This is a genomic window from Paenibacillus kribbensis (genome assembly GCF_001705305.1).
In the GTDB taxonomy this organism is placed as follows: domain Bacteria; phylum Bacillota; class Bacilli; order Paenibacillales; family Paenibacillaceae; genus Paenibacillus; species Paenibacillus kribbensis_B.
Genome location: NZ_MCBP01000002.1, coordinates 294,230 through 312,922, shown reverse-complemented (window position 1 = coordinate 312,922; position 18,693 = coordinate 294,230). Strand labels below are relative to the sequence as shown.

Annotated in this window: 17 protein-coding genes and 1 riboswitch; of the genes, 8 read left to right on the top strand and 9 right to left on the bottom strand. The window is 47.7% G+C overall.

The annotated features are described in order from the left end of the window. Positions 1 to 22: 22 nt before the first annotated feature. The 4 genes from BAZ21_RS04655 to BAZ21_RS04640 are packed head-to-tail and all read left to right on the top strand — an operon-like array spanning position 23 to position 4,470. On the top strand, positions 23 to 844 hold the full coding sequence (locus tag BAZ21_RS04655; protein WP_010347136.1) for an ABC transporter permease: 822 nt from the start codon (positions 23 to 25) through the stop codon (positions 842 to 844). A 6-nt stretch (positions 845 to 850) separates the two neighbouring features. Then, complete coding sequence (locus BAZ21_RS04650; RefSeq protein ID WP_007432886.1) at positions 851 to 1,639, top strand: ABC transporter permease; 789 nt, start codon at positions 851 to 853, stop codon at positions 1,637 to 1,639. Between the two features lie 16 nt (positions 1,640 to 1,655). Then, positions 1,656 to 2,714: an ABC transporter ATP-binding protein gene (locus BAZ21_RS04645; RefSeq protein ID WP_068497542.1), complete on the top strand. Its 1,059-nt coding sequence runs from the start codon at positions 1,656 to 1,658 to the stop codon at positions 2,712 to 2,714. 28 nt (positions 2,715 to 2,742) lie between these two features. Further along, positions 2,743 to 4,470 carry an adenine deaminase C-terminal domain-containing protein gene (locus BAZ21_RS04640; protein ID WP_068497541.1) on the top strand — a complete coding sequence of 576 codons (1,728 nt, stop codon included), beginning with the start codon at positions 2,743 to 2,745 and terminating at the stop codon, positions 4,468 to 4,470. A gap of 124 nt (positions 4,471 to 4,594) precedes the next feature. On the opposite strand, the gene BAZ21_RS04635 is transcribed toward BAZ21_RS04640, so the two are convergent. Further along, a complete protein-coding gene (locus tag BAZ21_RS04635) occupies positions 4,595 to 5,500 on the bottom strand; it encodes an NADPH-dependent F420 reductase (protein ID WP_141694940.1) in 906 nt (301 codons plus the stop codon). A gap of 171 nt (positions 5,501 to 5,671) precedes the next feature. Here BAZ21_RS04635 and BAZ21_RS04630 point away from each other — a divergent pair, with 171 nt between their 5' ends. The 4 genes from BAZ21_RS04630 (at position 5,672) to BAZ21_RS04615 (ending at position 9,754) form a co-directional block, all read left to right on the top strand. Beyond that, positions 5,672 to 6,283, top strand: a complete 612-nt coding sequence (locus BAZ21_RS04630) for a TetR/AcrR family transcriptional regulator (RefSeq protein WP_068497537.1) — start codon at positions 5,672 to 5,674, stop codon at positions 6,281 to 6,283. A 246-nt stretch (positions 6,284 to 6,529) separates the two neighbouring features. Then, on the top strand, positions 6,530 to 7,768 hold the full coding sequence (locus BAZ21_RS04625; protein ID WP_256019808.1) for a M20 metallopeptidase family protein: 1,239 nt from the start codon (positions 6,530 to 6,532) through the stop codon (positions 7,766 to 7,768). Between the two features lie 193 nt (positions 7,769 to 7,961). Next, positions 7,962 to 8,441 carry a Dps family protein gene (locus BAZ21_RS04620; RefSeq protein ID WP_068497536.1) on the top strand — a complete coding sequence of 160 codons (480 nt, stop codon included), beginning with the start codon at positions 7,962 to 7,964 and terminating at the stop codon, positions 8,439 to 8,441. Between the two features lie 149 nt (positions 8,442 to 8,590). After that, positions 8,591 to 9,754: a nitric oxide synthase oxygenase gene (locus tag BAZ21_RS04615; RefSeq protein WP_068497535.1), complete on the top strand. Its 1,164-nt coding sequence runs from the start codon at positions 8,591 to 8,593 to the stop codon at positions 9,752 to 9,754. A 25-nt stretch (positions 9,755 to 9,779) separates the two neighbouring features. Here the strand turns inward: BAZ21_RS04615 and BAZ21_RS28830 are convergent, their stop codons facing one another. From BAZ21_RS28830 to BAZ21_RS04580, 8 genes are all read right to left on the bottom strand, one after another. Then, on the bottom strand, positions 9,780 to 9,941 hold the full coding sequence (locus tag BAZ21_RS28830) for a hypothetical protein (protein ID WP_167383736.1): 162 nt from the start codon (positions 9,939 to 9,941) through the stop codon (positions 9,780 to 9,782). A 268-nt stretch (positions 9,942 to 10,209) separates the two neighbouring features. After that, positions 10,210 to 10,647, bottom strand: a complete 438-nt coding sequence (locus tag BAZ21_RS04610) for an AbrB/MazE/SpoVT family DNA-binding domain-containing protein (protein ID WP_068497534.1) — start codon at positions 10,645 to 10,647, stop codon at positions 10,210 to 10,212. Between the two features lie 187 nt (positions 10,648 to 10,834). After that, positions 10,835 to 11,554, bottom strand: a complete 720-nt coding sequence (locus tag BAZ21_RS04605; RefSeq protein WP_068497533.1) for a 3-ketoacyl-ACP reductase — start codon at positions 11,552 to 11,554, stop codon at positions 10,835 to 10,837. 279 nt (positions 11,555 to 11,833) lie between these two features. Then, positions 11,834 to 12,163 carry a PadR family transcriptional regulator gene (locus BAZ21_RS04600; protein ID WP_007432875.1) on the bottom strand — a complete coding sequence of 110 codons (330 nt, stop codon included), beginning with the start codon at positions 12,161 to 12,163 and terminating at the stop codon, positions 11,834 to 11,836. 483 nt (positions 12,164 to 12,646) lie between these two features. After that, a complete protein-coding gene (gene metE, locus BAZ21_RS04595) occupies positions 12,647 to 14,965 on the bottom strand; it encodes a 5-methyltetrahydropteroyltriglutamate--homocysteine S-methyltransferase (RefSeq protein WP_068497531.1) in 2,319 nt (772 codons plus the stop codon). 161 nt (positions 14,966 to 15,126) lie between these two features. Next, a riboswitch (cobalamin riboswitch) is annotated at positions 15,127 to 15,326 on the bottom strand. A 147-nt stretch (positions 15,327 to 15,473) separates the two neighbouring features. Beyond that, positions 15,474 to 15,971, bottom strand: a complete 498-nt coding sequence (nrdG, locus tag BAZ21_RS04590; RefSeq protein WP_068497530.1) for an anaerobic ribonucleoside-triphosphate reductase activating protein — start codon at positions 15,969 to 15,971, stop codon at positions 15,474 to 15,476. After that, complete coding sequence (locus tag BAZ21_RS04585) at positions 15,968 to 17,917, bottom strand: anaerobic ribonucleoside triphosphate reductase (protein WP_068497529.1); 1,950 nt, start codon at positions 17,915 to 17,917, stop codon at positions 15,968 to 15,970. The genes nrdG and BAZ21_RS04585 overlap by 4 nt, the downstream gene beginning before the upstream one ends. Before the next feature lie 258 nt (positions 17,918 to 18,175). Further along, the gene (locus BAZ21_RS04580; RefSeq protein ID WP_068497528.1) at positions 18,176 to 18,646 is read right to left on the bottom strand and encodes an AbrB/MazE/SpoVT family DNA-binding domain-containing protein; all 471 of its coding nucleotides are present in this window, start codon (positions 18,644 to 18,646) and stop codon (positions 18,176 to 18,178) included. Between the last annotated feature and the right edge of the window lie 47 nt (positions 18,647 to 18,693).

Genomic DNA, 18,693 nt, shown 5'->3' with positions numbered 1-18,693 from the left:
TGATAACCGCAAGGAGCTACCCATGAAGAAAACATACTTGTATTGGCTGCTGCTGCCAGGTCTGCTCTTTCTGGCGGTGTTCATGGTCATTCCGATTGTGTTGACGATCGGCTCGACCTTCGTACAGAACAGCTCATTCACCCTAGAAGGCTATCTCCATTTCTTCAAGGACCCTTATTTTCTGAAAATATTGCTGACTACGCTGGAAGTTAGTGTCGTTACGACACTCGTGTGTATATTGATGGGCTTCCCGACGGCTTATTATATCTCGCAAAAGGCCCCGCGTCGTAAAGGAATTTTGCTGGCACTGGCTATCTTTCCCTTGTTGACGAGTCCAGTGGTACGGTCTTTCAGCTGGATGGTCATTTTGGGTCGCAAAGGTCTGTTAAATAACGTGCTCCTCGGTTTGGGAATCGTGGACGAGCCATTGAATATTTTGTACACCCCGGCGGCGATGATTATTGGTCTGGTTCATTTGTTTTTACCGCTGATGATTATTTCACTGATCGGTGTACTTGAAAATATCGACGGTGATCTCGTTCACGCTGCTCAGAGCCTCGGAGCTTCAAGGTTCAGCGCATTTCGTAAAATAGTATTTCCGCTGTCTGTGCCGGGTCTGATCATCGGAAGCATTCTTGTTTTCGTTGGCAGCCTGACTGCCTATACGACACCGGCATTGCTTGGTGGAAAACAGCGGGTTATCGCAACATTTTTGTATCAGAACGCGATGACACTGAACGACTGGTTTCTGGCCTCCGTTATTGCAACAATTATGATTGTCATTACATTTATCGTGGTCGGTCTCTTAAATAAGGCGGCCCATAAACTCAATCCGAAGGGGTAGGTGGATATGCGGGAGAAACATTACGGACTAGGCTTCTTTAGCCTGCTGGTCTTCATCTTTCTGCTCGGTCCGCTGTTGATCATATCGGTCACTTCTTTCGAGCCGGGCACGGTATTAAAATTTCCGCCGCAGGGCTTTTCCTTGCGCTGGTATGAGAACATTTTTGAGGTGGACTTGTTCATGTCCACGTTCAAAACGTCGATTGTTGTCTCCTTGTTGGGTAATATCATGGCGCTGCTGATTGGTATGCCTGCTGCTTATGCGCTTAGTCGTTTTTCATTTCGCGGGAAGGACGCGCTGAATGCTCTATTCCTCTCCCCGTTGCTCATACCGGGTATTGTTCTCGGCTTTACCCTGCTGCGTTATCTGATCATTGTGTATCATTTGCCGGTATACGCTGGACTTTTAATCGGACATACAGTGATTATGCTGCCGTTCATTATACGGGTCATTGCCTCCAGCTTGTCTAACTTTGATTTTGCGATTGAGGAAGCAGCGCTCAGTTTGGGAGCTGGACGGCTAGAAACCTTTTTCAAGGTGGTTCTGCCCAACATCCGTTCAGGTATTATTGCGGCTATCCTGATTGCCTTTCTGGAATCATTCAACAATGTCGACATTTCCGTCTTCATGACAGGACCGGGCTTCAGCACCTTGCCCATTCAAATGCTGACCTACGTCGAAAATTATTTTGACCCGACGATTGCAGCAATTTCAGTTATGCTGATGATTTTGACCGGTATCCTTATGTTCTTGATCGAACGACTGATGGGATTGTCTTACTTCACTAAAAGGTAATGGAGGCTTCAACCTAATGGCACTGCTTACTCTGGATCGCGTATCGGTCGCTTATGACAACCAACTGATCTTGCAGGATTTTGATTTGCAGCTCGAACGGGGGCAACTGCTTTCGTTGCTCGGACCGAGTGGTTGTGGCAAAACGACCACACTGCGTCTCATTGCAGGATTTCTCGAAGCCAAACAAGGAACATTTTTGTTTGGGGATAAGGATTATACCCGGGTTCCGGTCAACAAACGGAATTTCGGTTTTGTATTCCAAAGCTATGCACTCTTTCCGCATTTATCTGTTTTTGATAATGTTGCCTTTGGCCTGCGCTTGCGCAAGGTAAAGGAAGATGATGTAAAACGCCGTGTGATGAATATGCTGGATACGGTCAGTCTGGGGGGCTTTGAAAAACGCTTCCCTGGTGAATTGTCAGGAGGGCAACGTCAACGTGTCGCGATTGCCCGGGCACTTGTGATTGAACCCGACCTGCTGCTGTTTGACGAACCGTTGAGCAACCTGGACGCTAATCTGCGTGTGAATATGCGTGTAGAAATCCGCCGTATTCAACAGGAATTGGGGATCACTACCGTGTATGTATCGCACGATCAGGAGGAATGTTTTTCGATCTCTGATCAGGTTGCGATTATGAATAAGGGGAACATCGAGCAACTGGATGCGCCATCGACCATTTTTAAATATCCAACGACCGAATTTGTTGCCCGTTTTATCGGATTTAATAATTTTCTGGCCTTTGACGAACGTACTGAAGAAGGAGATCATATTCGACTTCATACAGGCGATCTATCGTTCAGCGTAGCTCGTAATCAGGGTACAGCTCAACCGGGTGCTCGTCAGGGTGCTATTCGCCCGGATGATTTGGTCATTCGTACAGAAGGCAACGAGACGGGGGAAAATGAGCTTCCCGGCATCATTAAGGTGAGTACGTACCTGGGACGCAGCTATCAATATGTGGTGGAAACGGCGAAGGGAAGCTTTACCGCCAATCAGGAAATGGATACGCCTTACCTCAGTGGTCAGCGGGTTACCCTGCATTTTCCGGCAGATAAAATGGTGCTGGTCCAATAATCAGCGGGTTCCATGAAGGAGATACATCATGCGTGCAGACAAAATGATTTTACAAGTTAAGGTGTATAACAGTTATTATAAGACGTTTGAAGTAGGCAACGTTGCTATACTTGACGGCAAGTTTATGTACATTGGTCAGCGTGGTCTGGAGTCTTTCGAGGTTGCTGAAATTGTGGAGGGGCACGGGAAATATATGATTCCCGGCTTGATCGACATTCATTTGCACATTGAAAGTACGATGGTGACACCAGCCACTTTTTCCTATGGACTCATTCGCAACGGTGTGACGACGATTGTACCGGAGCCACACGAAATGGCGAATGTTTTTGGACTGGAAGGAATTCAGGAAATGATGGAAGCCAGCAAGGATTGCGTGGCTGATATGTTCTACAGTATTCCAAGCTCTGTCCCGGCAACGCCGCTCGAAACCTCAGGGGGCGAAATAGATATTCCTGAGATTGATACGTTGCTGCAAACCGGCGAGATGATTTGCCTGGGTGAGATTATGAACTATGTGGATGTGATTCGTGACCCGGAGAGCAAGACGAATCGGATTTTGCGACATGTTCGTGAGCATTACCCTGAGCTGATTATTGAAGGTCATACTCCGAAGCTGTTGGATCTGGACCTGCATCAGTTGATCTATGCGGGAATTGGTTCAGACCATACGCATCAAAGTATTGAAGGCATGAAGGCACGGATGGCTGCCGGAATGTTTATTGAGATTCAAGAAAAATCCATGACTCCTGAGGTAATGGATTACCTGATTCAGGAAGATGTGGCACAGCATTTTTGCTTCGTAACGGATGATGTGATGCCGGACTCCTTCGTGGAGCGAGGACATCTGAATCATATTGTAGGTAAAGCGATCCGGATGGGGATGAAGCCTGAGGACGCCATTTATGCGGCTACCTATACTCCGGCGGGACGGATGCGCATGCATGACCGTGGAACGATTGCACCGGGGAAAATAGCTGATTTTGTGTTGCTGTCCGATCTTGGTCAGTTTGATGTGGAGCAAGTCTATAAGGACGGGAACAAGGTATTTGATAAATTCGAGAAATACCATCAGGAATTGATGCAACACCGCTTCCCTGACCATTTTTATCAAAGTGTCAAGCTGGAGCCGCTCACAGAGCAGGATTTTACTGTAGAGATGGATGTAGCCGATGGAACGCATCCATGCCGTATCATGATGGTCGAGGATGGATCGACCTTTACAAGCGAACGGATTGCACCTACGCAAGTGGAGCAGGGTGAGTTGATATGGGAACATGGTGAGCACGGACTTATCGCTACGTTTGAACGGTATGGCAAAAACGGCAACCGTGCCTACGGTTTGATCGGGGGAGATACGATTAAACGGGGCGCGGTGGCAACCACCTATTCGCACGATAATCATAACCTGCTGGTCGTAGGGCATAACAAGCAGGATATGGTATTGGCCGCGAATACGGTACTTTCCAGCCAAGGCGGCTTTTGCGTAGTTGAAAATGGCAAGGTGCTGTCCCATTTGCCGTTAGCCGTAGGCGGGATTTTAACAGAAGGACCGCTGGAAATGGTTGCGGCCCATGTGAAGGAGCTGCGTTCAGCCTTGCTGTCACTGGGCTACCGCCATTACAATCCAATCATGTCGTTGAGCACGCATTCTCTGCCGGTCAGCCCGGCCTTGAAAATTACCGATCACGGCCTGATTGATGTAAATGCTGGCAAGGTTGTACCTTTAATTGTGGAACCTTCCGAAATGCAAGAATAACAGGAGAGCCGACCCCCATGTAGGTCGGCTCTCTGGCTTGTCGAGAAACCCGGTCTTTGTGAAGACCAGGGTTTCTCTTTTTTTAGTTCTTCAGGCGATCCAGTTGAAGATGTACCGGATTTTCTTAGTCTAGACGTTTATGTTCAAAAACGAATTTCAAAATATCGCTCGCTGGTTTGTTGCCCTTCACCAATTGAGTGAAAAGAGCTCTTGTTGCTTCAGCTTCCGTCCAATTGTTCGCTTCCATTAGAGTGAGGACGGCTTTGTTGATATTCTTGTGAAAAGCACTCTGTATCTCATGCGCTGCTTTTCGTTCTTCGTTACTAAGATTGATGGCTTTAAAATCACGACTGCGTTCTTTAGTCGCTTGGGATAGAGCTTTATGCATGCCTGGCACATCAAGATCGACGCAATAGGCAGGCGTTCCGGGCTGTTGACGCCATGACTCATCCAAGCCGCCGGCATCGACTGCATCAAACCCTATTTCCTCCACCAGTTTTAGTGCGATAGCCTTAGCAGCCGGGTCATCGCCAGCCACAGGCATGGCCAGACGGCCCGGAGCTCCCGTAGGCAGCCCCCTTGTCAGGTTATACCAAGGTGTTGCATTGAATGCTTTAATGACCGGGTGTTTGATATGTTGCTCCACCCAACGACTTTCAGGCAGCCCTTTTTCAACAGGCTCAATTAGAATATCGAAAAGTAACGGATAATAGTTGGCCGTATCAATGACCACCCCGCCTGGAGCGATCTTATCGAGAAATCCTGGTGGCAGGACGGGAATACTTTTTGGAGGAATCGAGATAATTACAACCTCGGCCCCTTGGGCAACATCGTCAATCGTTGTTGGCTTTGCGCCTGTTTCCTTGGCTAGCTCTTGCAGCACTTTAGCATTTCTGGAATTTGTGATCGAGACATCATGCCCTAGCTTGGTCATGAGTCTGGTGAGGTTGCCTCCAACATATCCCGTTCCGATAATGGCGATCTTCAATCTGTACAACCCTCTCTCCGTATGGTTTGATGTGTTTTTCATCGTCATTTATAAACAAAAGTGACTACAGTCAGTATACTGCGGTCACTTTTGTTTTGTCAAACTTCCCGACCAAGCCGTATTCTTTGACTTACTAAAAACACATGCATTATAGTTGTAGTTGTTAAATAGATAAACCGGCGTTTGACCTCGACGCATCTCAGGAGGGATGGCATGAAGGCAGCAGAAACGAATCGACAGCTCAAGGGGAAAGCAACAAAGAAAAAAATATTTACAGTGGCTAAGGAGCTTATCCTAACTAAAGGGTATAACCATGTTACGGTTGACGAAATTTGCGAGAAATGCAGCCTTTCTAAAGGCGCGTTTTATATTCACTATAAGTCCAAAGAGGATATCATCAGAAAATTGTACCGTGACGATATTTCTGAATATATGGATGAAAATTTCAAGAAGTATTTGCTAGAGAACAAAGATGCTTCTGCAATCGACAAGCTTAAAACTTTTATGATGGTTGCCCTAGGCTTTCCATTAGTCATTGGAGAAGAACTGACTAAGCTTGCTTTTATCGTCAATCTAACATTAAAATCGCCCGAACGTTCCTCATTCTTATCTGACTGTTTAGAGACGGAGCTTCTCTTAGAAATCGTGGACGAAGGAATTTCCGACTCATTATTCAGAAGCGATTTATCCAGAGAAGAGATTGTGAATGCTGTATACTCTTATTTAACAGGGGCCTTGATCACCTGGTGTCTTTCAAACTTTACCTACGATATTGTCAAAACGGGCGAGAAATCAGTTGAAGTTCTGATAAAAGGTCTCCAATGACCGTGTGCATGCAATCGAGTAGTAGGGGCGACTCCCATGTGAGTCGCCTCTTTTTGTCATGATTCAGCAGATAAAATTAATATCTTCTATACTCTTATTGATGTAACCTATGTATAACGCGTTGACGGCTTGCTGGATAAAGACTACATTTAGGCTAAATCGATATTATAAATATTCCGATAAGGTTTTGTGATTTTGATTTTATGCCAGCTTGTAGTTCATAAAGCAAAGGGAGAGTGTCAGACGATGATGACTCATGCTCTTGATAATCTGGTTATGCCGGATGCGTTGGAAACGAATTTGATAGCTTTTCGCCGGGAATTGCATCGCTACCCGGAGGTTTTGTTTGATGTGGAGCGGACAGCTGCGTACATAGCAGAGCTTCTTCAAAGCTGGGGGCTGGAGGTACAGACAGAAGTTGGAAAGCATTTTGGCAGAGGAGTTGTTGGTGTATTGCGCGGCACACAGGATGGGGATACCGTGCTACTGCGTGCGGATATGGATGCCTTGCCTGTCACTGAGCAAAATGCGATCGATTATATCTCCACAATACATGGAGCGATGCACGCATGTGGACATGATGCACATACGGCGATGCTGCTGGGAGCGGCTTGGGTACTTAGCCTGAATCGTGAGCAGATTCAAGGTACGATCAAGTTTGTTTTTCAGCCGGCAGAGGAGGGGGCGTTGGCTTCTCCCTTGGATGGCAGGTTGATTAGCGGAGGAAGGGACATGATTGAGGATGGCGTGCTGGAGGATGTGAAGTCGGCGTTTGCTATGCATGTATGGCCTGATCTACCTGTGGGAACGATTGGATTTCATCCACACACGGCTATGGCCGCTTCTTCGCATTTTACGATCCGCTTCACAGGCCTTTCGGGACATCACAGCACTCCTCATCTTTGCTCGGATGCGATTATTATGGTTGCCCAATTTATTACGGATTTGAAAATTTTTATGTCCACCGCCATTGATCCACAAGAAGCGGCTGTATTATCATTTGGCACCCTGCAAGCAGGCGATGCCAAAAACGTTATTGCAGGTCATAGCGAAATTACAGGCACCTTCCGGGCTTTTCGTACGGAGACGGTTGAACAGATTACTCGAGCGATAGCTGATCGTGCAAACAGTATTGCCTCTTTGCATGGTGGCACAGCATATATTTCTCAACGGACGGGAACGGTTCTTCAAAATGATCCTGCGATCGTACAAGCGGCAGCACGTGCAGCGGAGAAAGTCTTTGGGTCAGAGAATACGAAGACGCTGGGGACCCCATTTTTAGCAGGGGAGGACTTTGCTCTCTATACACAACAGATTCCAGGCGTATTCGGTTTTATTGGCATAAGTACGCCTGATCGGCAGCCTTCTTATCCGCTGCACCATCCCCGATTTGATATAGACGAACGAGCTTTGATTTTGGGTACACGAATGCATGTAGTGTTTGCCTTGAATGAATTGGCAACTTCATATAATCTTCATGATTAAACCCGAATAAAGTCTTGAAAAACATCGATATAGTGTTATAATTAAAACAGGATTTAGATTAAGTCTAAATTAATTAGTGAATATTTATTGGATTCACGCATGGGATTTAGAAGAAAATCAGACACTACTGCTAACGAGCATCCAGGCTTTACACCAACTATATTTTGAATGATAACGAGAGGGGATTTTAAACATGAGTACACTAAATCATACGAACGCACAACCTGCACAAGAGGCTATTCAAGAATTGCATAAGGCTTTGAACCGTCAGGTAGCTACCTGGTCCGTCTTGTACACGAAGCTGCATTATTTCCACTGGTACGTAAAAGGTCCTCATTTCTTTACACTGCATGCTAAATTTGAGGAGCTTTATAATGAAGCGACAGCCAATCTGGATACGATTGCTGAACGTCTACTGGCTATTGGCGGCCGTCCGGCTGCTACCTTGAAGGAGCACTTGCAATTGTCGGCCATTCAGGAGTCCGCAGGTGAGCAAACAGCCGAGGATATGGTGAAGTCCGTTGTTGCCGATTTCAAAACCATTACTGGTGAACTGGCTAACGGCATGGAGGCGGCAGAAGTGGCACAGGATAAAGCGACTGAGGATCTTCTTAATGGTTTGAGGGAAGCGGTAGATAAACATATCTGGATGCTCAGTGCGTATTTGGGATAAGGCATTAGGAAAGATTTCCACGGATATGGAGATCAGGTGAACAAGCACACATCCCGTTGGTTCCAGTCTGCCACTGGAGTATAATGACGAGAAGGCGTAGAAGACCATAGGCTCATGAATCATAGAGCTACCGGGATGGGGTGTATGTTATGGAAGTGAAACAACAGCTTTTGTATGAAGCGGAGCAGTTTATATACACATGTTATGAGGAGCTGGGCCGAAGCCGCGATGAAGCGGAAGCCCGGCTTCTTAGTATTCGTCAAGACATAGAAACTACTGGAACGTATGATCACACGTTTGAAGAGCTGGAGCACGGGGCACTCATGGCTTGGCGCAATAGCAATCGTTGCATCGGGCGCTTGTTTTGGGACAAGCTTTTGGTGAGGGATGCTCGTAACGCGTCAGATGCAGAGGAAGTGGCAAACGAGCTGCTGGAGCATATACGCATAGGGACGAATGGCGGTAAAATCAAGCCGACGCTGACTGTATTTCGCGCCTCCAAACCAGGATTGCCGAATATTCGCATCTGGAATCATCAGCTTATCCGTTATGCCGGCTATGAAACCGATAAAGGAGTGATCGGGGACCCGATCTCGCTGGATTTTACTAAGGCTTGTATAGATATGGGATGGCAGGGAGCCATGACTCCTTTTGATATTTTGCCGCTGGTTGTGGAAGCGGATGGACAGCCGCCCAAGCTATTTGAGATTCCCAAGCATCTGGTGCTGGAGGTGCCCATTGAGCATCCGGAGCTGCAGGGGTTGGCCTCACTGGGGTTGCGTTGGTATGCGGTGCCTATGATTGCGGACATGACGCTGGAGATTGGCGGTATCGTCTACACGGCTGCTCCCTTTAACGGCTGGTATATGGGAACAGAAATCGGTGCCCGCAATTTTGCGGATACCTTCCGCTATAACATGCTGCCACAGGTGGCTGAGCTGATGGGACTGGATACTACCAGCGAAACATCGCTGTGGCGCGATCGGGCGCTGGTTGAGTTGAATATTGCCGTGCTGCATTCTTTTAAAAAAGCAGGAGTCAGCATTGTGGACCACCATACCGCAGCGGCACAATTTCGGCTGTTTGAGGAACGGGAAGCCAAGGCTGGACGAGCGCTGACAGGCAATTGGACATGGCTGATCCCGCCGTTATCCCCGGCAGCAACGCATATTTTTCACAGTTCCTATGATAATCGGCTTGTGAAGCCGAATTTTGGAGTTCAAGAGAAACCATATCTGCCCAGACAGGCTAATACAGCAGCAGATACAGTGCTACAGCAGAAGCCGCAAGGCTGCCCTTTTCATTCCGGATAACGGAGTAGCTGCAAATAAACCCGGACTAGGGCTCCAACTTATCCCATACAACGATAAATAGTGTGGCTAGCGGGCCGATTAACAGCGAGAGCAGGAACCAATTTAGCCTACTCCGATTTTTGGACTGTGCCAAGCCAGCATTAATAAGGGCTAGCGTTCCCCAGCCTACATAATAATCTTCTGACATGGTAGTCCTCCTTTGTAATAAAGGTATAGTATCGTAAAGGGACCCGGCAACGGCTTGCGCTGCAAATTAAAGAAAATGCATGGAAATATGTGTTTGGACTGTTGCCTGAAATCGAAGCAGCGTTTATATCTGCCGTTATAGACGAGTCCTTGCTGGCCTATCGGGTCCCGGTTAGAGTATAATCTGACATTGCGTTAGAATGATCACCCCTAGAGCCGATAGGCTCTTTTTTGTGTGTAAGATCAAAGCGGGGTGCGATTAGGGCGATTCAGGGCAGAAGCTTTTTAAGCTGTGATACACGTCCCTGAGACAGTTCGAGCATTTCAGCTAATTCTTTTTGAGATACATTAGGGTGCTCCTGCATGAGCTGTTTTAATTTATTCAGGAGTTCATTCTGATTTCTGTAATTCCTTCTCTTCTTGGGAGGGGCAGGATGGGCTTCATTCGAATGACTGGAAGGATTGTCGCTTTTCAGGGCTTCAATACAGCTATGACATATGAGGTGGTCTCTGAAATAGCTCAAGTTATCTACGGCACTACAAAAATAACAAGAAACCCCCGTATACTTGCGAATCATCAAGCCCTCCGGAGTAATAAAAAAATCGAGGGCATCACCAATATTAATATTCATGGAATTGCGTAGCTCCTTGGGTAGCACAATACGGCCCAAATGGTCTAAAGGTCGTGTCATTCCAGTGTTTTTCATCATTTTTTTCCCCTTTCATGAAATGCGCTTATGGTTGCGAAAATGGTATGTTATGTATGCTGGAAGTACAAAGCGCTTATATTGCAGTCTGTTGTGGTGGACTATGCTTAAAAAAAACTCCGGCATGACGTACAGTTACGCCTACCGGAGCATGATACAGCCAATGAATCTAAGATGTCGTGTCGAATTACTGTGGGTTGGTTGTCCAAATACCGGCTACTTTTAATTGAACCCGCGGAGGCAGCTTCAATGCGGCCAATGTCAAATCGGCCAAATCCTGCGGCTGAAGCATGCGGTCCTCGTCGCCAATAGGCAAGCCTGCGTTTGCCGCCAATTCTGTATTGACGGTGCTTGGGGTCAGCGCGGTAACGCGAATGTTGGATTTGCGAACTTCCTGCATCAGTGCTTCCGTGAAGCCCATCAGAGCGAACTTGGATGCGCAATACGCCGAGCCTGTTGCAAAGCCTCGTTCTCCTGCTGTAGAGGAAATGTTGATAATATTTCCGCTCTGTTGTGCCAGCATGCTTGGGAGAGCGGCGTGTGTAACATAATAGGTCCCGAGCAAATTGACGCGAATAATACGCTCCCACTCTTCAGGGTCCATATCCGCGACTGTACCGAAGGTAGCGATTCCTGCGTTGTTGATCAAAATATCGACAGCGCCCAGTTCGTGCTCCAGCGAAGCTACAGCGGCAGCGGCCTGTGCGCGATCGGATATATCCGCAACAGCACTTACCACCTTCACGCCGTATGTACTTCCCAGCGAATCCTGCAATTTTTGCAGATCAGCCAATGTGCGTGAAATTAAACCCAGATTAACGCCTTCCTTGGCCAAGGTTTCGGCAATTGCTTTGCCAATTCCTTTGCTGGCCCCCGTAATAATAGCTGTTTTATTTTTAAGTTCCATCCAGTCTCCTCCTTATAAATACATGACGGCTTGTGCATTTGAGCACATGGTTACATTATACAAGTATAAGTTCCTTGAACCAAACCTCGCCTCCAATGAGGAAGCCTGCTTAACCTGATTGGTTGTAAAATTGCCGGATGTTTATTTTGCGACAGGTGGGTACTTTGAAGGTTAGTAATTTCGGCATTGCCTGAACTAGCGGTGATGGATATATTTTGTACGAAGGCATTTTGAAGTGCTACATTACCCGAATGTATATCTACCGTGGTCCATTACTTATCAATAGCTGTTGTTTCCTTCCTCCAGTAGGCTTGCGACATGATGGACAAAATCATTCCATTCCCGTGTAAGTATTGTCGTATAATGGTTGCCTGTATCGGTCAGACGATAATATTTACGGGGGGGTCCCTCAGTCGATGCCTGTAAATAGGTTGTGCAGTATCCCTCTGATACCAGACGGCGAAGCAGTGGATATAAAGCCCCTTCGGCTACTTCGATATGACGGGAAACGGCTTGAGCCAATTCGTAGCCATATCGGTCCTTGCGACCAATTAGGACCAGAACGCACAGTTCAAGCACCCCTTTTTTGAATTGGATGTTCACATTCACGAGCAGTACTCCCTTCCTGGATGTTATTGATGATTCATAGATGTTGTTCGGAGTAAGGGGAAGAAACGTGCGTGTTTGTCTTAATTTGTCAAGGTACTAATCATGGAACAGTAGTCAGGTATAATTTAACATCATGTACTGATTAATGCAAGGTATTAAATTTTTATAAGTAAATCTCTCGTGAAAAATGACTGTTTTTCGTCTTTTCAAGGCTCAATAAATTAGCGAATGCTGTAGAAGAAAGTAGTTCTATTTAGAAATATCTCGAATGCTGGTTGAATGTGCAAATAGAACGTTGCTTTAATTTCATTTATTAAAATGATAGATTGTAAAGTATTCGACAGAGTTAAAGATCTCTTTTTATGAGAGGGGGGGTAAAGGCTGAATTGGAAACCATCCCCCTTCCGGCCTTTAGCTGAAAGGACCGGAAAGGGGAATGGAATATTGTAGGAAAAATAGCGGTGGTACGAGAATGTACAGAAATCAATTGGATACAGCCAACGCATCCCGGGCGGCTTGAGCGGCCTGCACCATTTGCCGCAATGCGGCAATAGATTCCTCCTTGGTGCGGGTTTTCAAGCCACAGTCCGGATTAACCCAGAACAAATCTGATGGCAGGACGCGGAGGGCACGTTGGATCATACTTAGCATTTCGGCCACATCGGGAATGCGCGGGCTATGGATATCGTACACCCCTAGACCGATGCCTTTGTCGTACACCTGATCCTCAAAGCTGACAATCAGTTCTCCATGGCTTCGCGAGGTTTCAATAGATATAACGTCGGCATCCATATCGGAGATGGACTGGATCATATGCTGGAATTCGGAATAGCACATGTGTGTATGGATTTGGGTCGCAGGCTCGACGGTGGCTGTGGTCACAAGGAAGGCTTGAACCGCCCAGTCCAGATACGCTTGTTGTTGTTCTTTTTTCAGCGGAAGTCCTTCGCGAATTGCGGGCTCATCGACCTGAATCATGCCTATACCCGCTTGTTCCAGTGCCTCTACCTCTGCCCGCAATGCCAGCGCCAACTGCAAAGCAACCTGGCTGCGCGGAATATCATTACGTTCGAAGGACCAGTTTAAAATGGTCACAGGGCCTGTAAGCATTCCTTTAACAGGTCTGGAAGTCAAGGATTGAGCAAAGGCTGTTTCTTCCACAGTCATAGGTTGATCGAACGAAACGTCCCCGTATATAATCGGCGGCTTGACGCATCGGGAGCCGTAGGATTGCACCCATCCGTTTTGCGTAAAAGCAAAGCCTTTTAGCTTCTCACCAAAAAATTCAACCATGTCTGTTCGTTCAAATTCCCCGTGTACAAGCACGTCAATACCAATTTCCTCTTGAATGTCAATCCATTCCTTGATTTGCTGCTGGATGAATGTCCGGTACTGCTCGGCAGACCATTCTCCTTTGCGATATTGCAGACGAGCTTTGCGAATCTCAGCGGTTTGCGGGAAGCTGCCGATGGTCGTTGTAGGCAGTGGAGGCAGCTTCAGCTTATCCTGCTGAACCACACGACGCTGGCCGAAAGGAACGCTGCGTGACTGAGGCTCTTTGTCCAGCAGTGCGGCCATATCGGCAGCCGTCTGTACACGTGCCGCTGAGCTGTTGAAGCGGGCTACCGCATCGGCACTTTGTTCAACCTGCGCAAGAGCGGATGGATTGCGCTCGCCAAGTGCAGCCGTCAGGGCGGTGAGCTCCTCAAGCTTCTCATCGGCAAAGGCCAGCGCATGCACCAGCTCTATGTCCAGCTTTTGCTCTGCTTCCAGACTGACCGGTACGTGCAGCAGGCTGCATGACGGCTGTACGATCAGCTGTGTGGCGCTTGTCTGTTCCGCCAGCTGACTGAGTAGCGCAGCTACGGCTTTCAGATCACTGCGCCATATGTTGCGTCCGTCAACGACTCCAGCGCCCAACATTTTTCCTGCAGGAAAGCCGTGCTGCAATACATGTTGGAGATTTTCGCCATCATCATGCACAAAATCAAGACCCAAACCCTGTACCGGAAGGGTGGACAGGCGCTTATAATGCTCCACGCTGCCAAAGTAGGTTTGCAACATAATATTTAAGGCTGGTGCCGCTTGAGTCAAAGTCTCATAGGCTTCCTGAATAATGTCCAAATCCTCAGCCGGGAATGAGGTGGTCAAGACAGGTTCATCGATCTGAACCCACTGAACGCCTTCCGCTGCCAGTTCGGACAGGACACGGATATACAGCGGCAAGAAGCTTCGTACAATAGTGGCTAGATCTTTGTGGTCATAGCCCTTGGACAGGGCCACGAATGAATAAGGACCGATGAGGACCGGTTTGCCTTCAATGCCCAGTTCCTGCTTGGCCTCACGATAAGCCTGCAAGGGTTTGTTTTCGGTGAGTACCGGGGCTGCATTTGCCAATTCGGGCACGATATAGTGGTAATTGGTATTCAGCCATTTGGTCATTTCACTGGCGGTAGCCCCCTTTTGCCCACGAGCGATCCCGAAATAAACAGATAGAGGAACCGGGCCTGCGGGCCGATAGTTGAAACGTTCTGGCACCAGGCCGAACATCACGGATGTATCAAGCATGTGATCGTAATAGGAGAAGTCTCCGACAGGAATAAGGTCAATTCCCTTGTCTTGCTGCTTGCTCAGATGCTCCAGGCGCAATCTTTTCATCTCGACATGCAGTTCGCTTTCGTCCATGCTGCCGTTCCAGAAACGTTCCAGTGCTTTCTTCCATTCCCGGTTCCCGCCGATACGCGGATAACCCAGATTACTGCTAATCAAACCGGACAATGCCGGCCGTTCGTTAATGGACATGTACTTTTCCTCCTAACTGGTAGCCAGTTTATTTTTACGTACCAAAAAAGGCATTCCATCCCCAAGGCTTAAAAATGAGTAGGGGAAAGAATGCCTCCGTGATTAGAAAAATCAAAAATACGGCGACTGCTCTTAACACCTCCCTATCTCCCGTAGGTACTGCGATGTTGTTGAAATAGGCAGGTCTCCTGACTCACGGCTCATGATTCTCAGCAATCCTTCCCGGTCTGTGTGTGAACCAGTGGATGTATAAATAGCTGAAAACTCCCCGTATACAGTGGCGGGACCGTGCCGGATTTGCACCGGCTTCCCTTTTAAGTCTGAACTGAATAGAACAGACACCTATCTCCAAACTATGCAATTAAGGTATGACGAATATTTATGCACTCGTATACTTGTTCATCATCATAAGTGAAACTGACAGGATACGCAATAGAAAAAAGACAAGCCTTCCCTGTAGTGGGGGACTTGTCTTAGGATATAACATTTGGCAGAGTACAAAATGATCTCAAGCTAATGAAACGGCATGACCTGCCTGAATGCTGGCTTTTACATCCACCAGACGCTGATTGCGACTGCCCCGGAAGCGGAGAGTCAGGTCCTTTTGTTGTTCTACAAAAGGTCCATCCACAATTACGTCGCATAGCAGCGCCAGCTCCCGTCGAGCCTGATCCGCGAGCAGATCCTCATAGACAAAACCGGTATAAGCCCACACGGTTCGGTCGGGACAGGCTGTGCGGAAGTCACGTACAAATTGTGAGCATTCCTCCGCGGAGAAAAACGGGTCCCCTCCACAGAGAGTCAGTCCGTCCAACAACGGATTATCCATGATGTCACGGATGACTTCCTGTTGTCGTTCGGGCGTGAAAGGCTCACCTGCGCGGAAGTTCCACGACGCCGGATTGAAGCAGCCGGGGCAGGCATGGCGGCAGCCACTAATGAACACGACGGTGCGCAGGCCGTCCCCTTCGTTCAGAGATTCCGGAATATAGCCGCACAAATTCACTTATGCTTCACCCGGTCGCGAACTTCGGCTTGCTTGGCAGCATTGAAGCGTACGGTATAATCACCTGTCAGATATCCGGTTACCCGACGCAAGCGTTGAAAGTGCGTGTGTTCCTCGTCTGTGCCGCATTGAGGACAGCTTGTCCCGATAATTCCCTCATAGCCGCAGTCCGTGCAGCGGTCTACCGGATGGTTGATGGAGAAGTAGCCGATGTTCTGACCAAGTGCGTACTGCACAATTTTAAGAAACGCATCCGGGTTATTCCGCGCATTACCGTCCAGCTCAATGTACGAAATCGCACCGGCGTTGCACAGGTTATGGAACGGAGCCTCCAAACTGATTTTACGGGCAGCCGGGAGGGTGTAATACACAGGAATATGGAAAGAATTCGTGTAGTATTCTCGATCATTTACCTCGGGAATAATTCCGAAATCACGTTGGTCCAGCAGCGTGAACTTGCCGGACAGGCCTTCGGCAGGTGTAGCGAACAACGTAATGTTCAGGTTGTGATATTCGCTCATCCGGTCGCAATACATGCGCATGGAAGTAATGATTCGCTGTGCTTCACGGTATACAGCGTCATCCTCTCCGTGATGCTTGCCATACAGTGCCTTCATGCATTCGGCTAACCCGATAAATCCGAGCGACAGCGTACCGTGCTTAAGCACGCTTCCCACTTGTTCATCCGGCTCCAGCTTTTCTCCGCCTTCCCATACCCCTTCGCGCATCATAAAGTCTGACGCTTTGGCAGGCTGGCTGGTTTGGATATGATAGCGATGCATGAGTCCATCCACAGCAATGCGCATAACCTCTTCCAGTTTGGCATCAAAGCCATCCCGGTCAGGCAGCTTGCGCTTGCCTGTGCAAATGCCATATTCAATCCCGAGACGCACCAGATTAATGGTATTAAATGAGAGATTGCCCTTGCCGCTCTGACGGTTTCTGCCGAAGCGGTCAGAAATGGTGCGGGTACGGCAGCCCATCGTTGCAATGATGGTATCCGGGTCATCTGCGCGGTAATAGGGCAGGTTGAAGGTAGCATCCACATTCACAAAATTGGGATACATCCGCTTGCTGGAGCATTCTACCGCCTTCAAGAATAAATCGTAGTTGATATCGCCCTCTGCTTGGTTGACTCCTTTTTTACATTGGAAAATATGCTGTGGAAAAATAGGAGTTTCCCCGCTGCCCAGGCCGCGAATCGTGGCTTCCAGCAGCGATTGCGAGACAAGCCGACCTTCAGCAGAAGTACACATCCCGTAATTCAGTGAAGTGAACGGAATTTGTCCCCCTGCCCGACTGCTCATGGTGTTCAGGTTATGAATGAGCGATTCAGCGGCCTGTCGGGTCTCTGTTTCCGTTTCTTCGCGTGCAAATGCATAGGAACGAGGACAGATTGCTTGCAATTGGGTATTGGCTATATGTAGTTCATCCTCAGACAACTCAGGCGTAATCTCTTCCTCAAACAGCCGGAGTCCCTTACGCAGGTGCTTGCAGAAGGAGCGGGCAACATAAGGAGCAAGATCCCAATCTATTTTATTGGCGGAGACACCTCCGAATTGGCTGTTTTGCTGAGACTGGAATATGATAGCGACCAGTGCCATAGCAGACATGATCGTTTGCGGTGTGCGCACAGAGCCGTTGCCTGTATTAAAGCCGTCTTGCAGTAAACGACCAAAAGGGATAAAGATACAATTCGTAGTTCCGAGCGCATATTGGTCCAAATCGTGAACATATACATATCCGTGGTCAATGGCGTTCGTCAGTTCAGACGGAAGCACGCGCAGGCGCGCATACCATTTGGCATACTCGGAGCCGAGCTTGCTCATTTTGCCGCTGAATGATTCTCCATTCAGGTTTGCATTCTCGCGAAGCATGTCCAGATCTTGTGCCCCTATAACCCGCTCGCCGATATCGTATAATTGATGTTCCTCCAACACTTTCATCACAAAACCCTCCATATAGTAAAATATATATTATTTTCACAAAAACAACATATTGATGATATTGTGTTCTAACCAATTGTTTCGATCTATATATTGTATATAGGGATGTTGCGAGAGTATGTGACTATTGTCACATCCATGTGGAGGCGCGGAGCACAAAAAAGTCAGGCATAGAGTAAGGAACACATCTGTAGATACGCTCTTTACTCTATACCTGACTATGGAATACGTGATGAAAAAAAATATAGAATTGGGGGTCTAGAGTAGCTTCTTTAGCTGAGACACCCGGCCTTGGGAAATATCGAGCATTTCGGCATAAACCTTTTGTGGCAGATTTGGATGCTCCTGAATCAGCTTGCGTAGCTTTTTTACCATTTCACCCTGCTGCACTCTGGATTGCTTAGGCCGCCAGGCTGTGTCGGTCTGGATTGGTTTGCTATGTTCTTGAGCCTGGATGGCATCGGTGCTGGTGGCATGTACATTTTCCTCTGTCTTTAATACCTGGATGCAGTCTGCGCAAATAAAGCTGTCTCGAAAATAAGTTAAATGATCAACTGTGCCGCAAAATTTGCAGGAGACTCCGGTATATTTTCTTAACACAAATCCTTCTTCATTTACGAAAAACTCAAGCGAATCACCAATATTGATATCCATCGTGGTGCGCATTTCCTTAGGGAGTACAATTCGCCCCAATTGATCCAGAGGCCGTGTCATTCCGGTATTTTTCATCCTTGCTTCCTCCTTTCGTGATATATCCTGATTATACCAAAAAATAT

Excerpts from the sequence above, each read along its gene's own strand:
- BAZ21_RS04605 (WP_068497533.1), bottom strand. The coding sequence starts at position 11,554 with ATGGAACTTAAAAATAAAACAGCTATTATTACGGGGGCCAGCAAAGGA.
- BAZ21_RS04610 (WP_068497534.1), bottom strand. The coding sequence starts at position 10,647 with ATGAAAAACACTGGAATGACACGACCTTTAGACCATTTGGGCCGTATT.
- BAZ21_RS04655 (WP_010347136.1), top strand. The coding sequence starts at position 23 with ATGAAGAAAACATACTTGTATTGGCTGCTGCTGCCAGGTCTGCTCTTT.
- BAZ21_RS04580 (WP_068497528.1), bottom strand. The coding sequence starts at position 18,646 with ATGAAAAATACCGGAATGACACGGCCTCTGGATCAATTGGGGCGAATT.
- BAZ21_RS04620 (WP_068497536.1), top strand. The coding sequence starts at position 7,962 with ATGAGTACACTAAATCATACGAACGCACAACCTGCACAAGAGGCTATT.
- metE (WP_068497531.1), bottom strand. The coding sequence starts at position 14,965 with ATGTCCATTAACGAACGGCCGGCATTGTCCGGTTTGATTAGCAGTAAT.
- BAZ21_RS04645 (WP_068497542.1), top strand. The coding sequence starts at position 1,656 with ATGGCACTGCTTACTCTGGATCGCGTATCGGTCGCTTATGACAACCAA.
- BAZ21_RS04630 (WP_068497537.1), top strand. The coding sequence starts at position 5,672 with ATGAAGGCAGCAGAAACGAATCGACAGCTCAAGGGGAAAGCAACAAAG.
- BAZ21_RS04640 (WP_068497541.1), top strand. The coding sequence starts at position 2,743 with ATGCGTGCAGACAAAATGATTTTACAAGTTAAGGTGTATAACAGTTAT.
- BAZ21_RS04635 (WP_141694940.1), bottom strand. The coding sequence starts at position 5,500 with ATGAAAAACACATCAAACCATACGGAGAGAGGGTTGTACAGATTGAAG.
- BAZ21_RS28830 (WP_167383736.1), bottom strand. The coding sequence starts at position 9,941 with ATGTCAGAAGATTATTATGTAGGCTGGGGAACGCTAGCCCTTATTAAT.
- BAZ21_RS04585 (WP_068497529.1), bottom strand. The coding sequence starts at position 17,917 with ATGAAAGTGTTGGAGGAACATCAATTATACGATATCGGCGAGCGGGTT.
- BAZ21_RS04615 (WP_068497535.1), top strand. The coding sequence starts at position 8,591 with ATGGAAGTGAAACAACAGCTTTTGTATGAAGCGGAGCAGTTTATATAC.
- BAZ21_RS04625 (WP_256019808.1), top strand. The coding sequence starts at position 6,530 with ATGATGACTCATGCTCTTGATAATCTGGTTATGCCGGATGCGTTGGAA.
- BAZ21_RS04650 (WP_007432886.1), top strand. The coding sequence starts at position 851 with ATGCGGGAGAAACATTACGGACTAGGCTTCTTTAGCCTGCTGGTCTTC.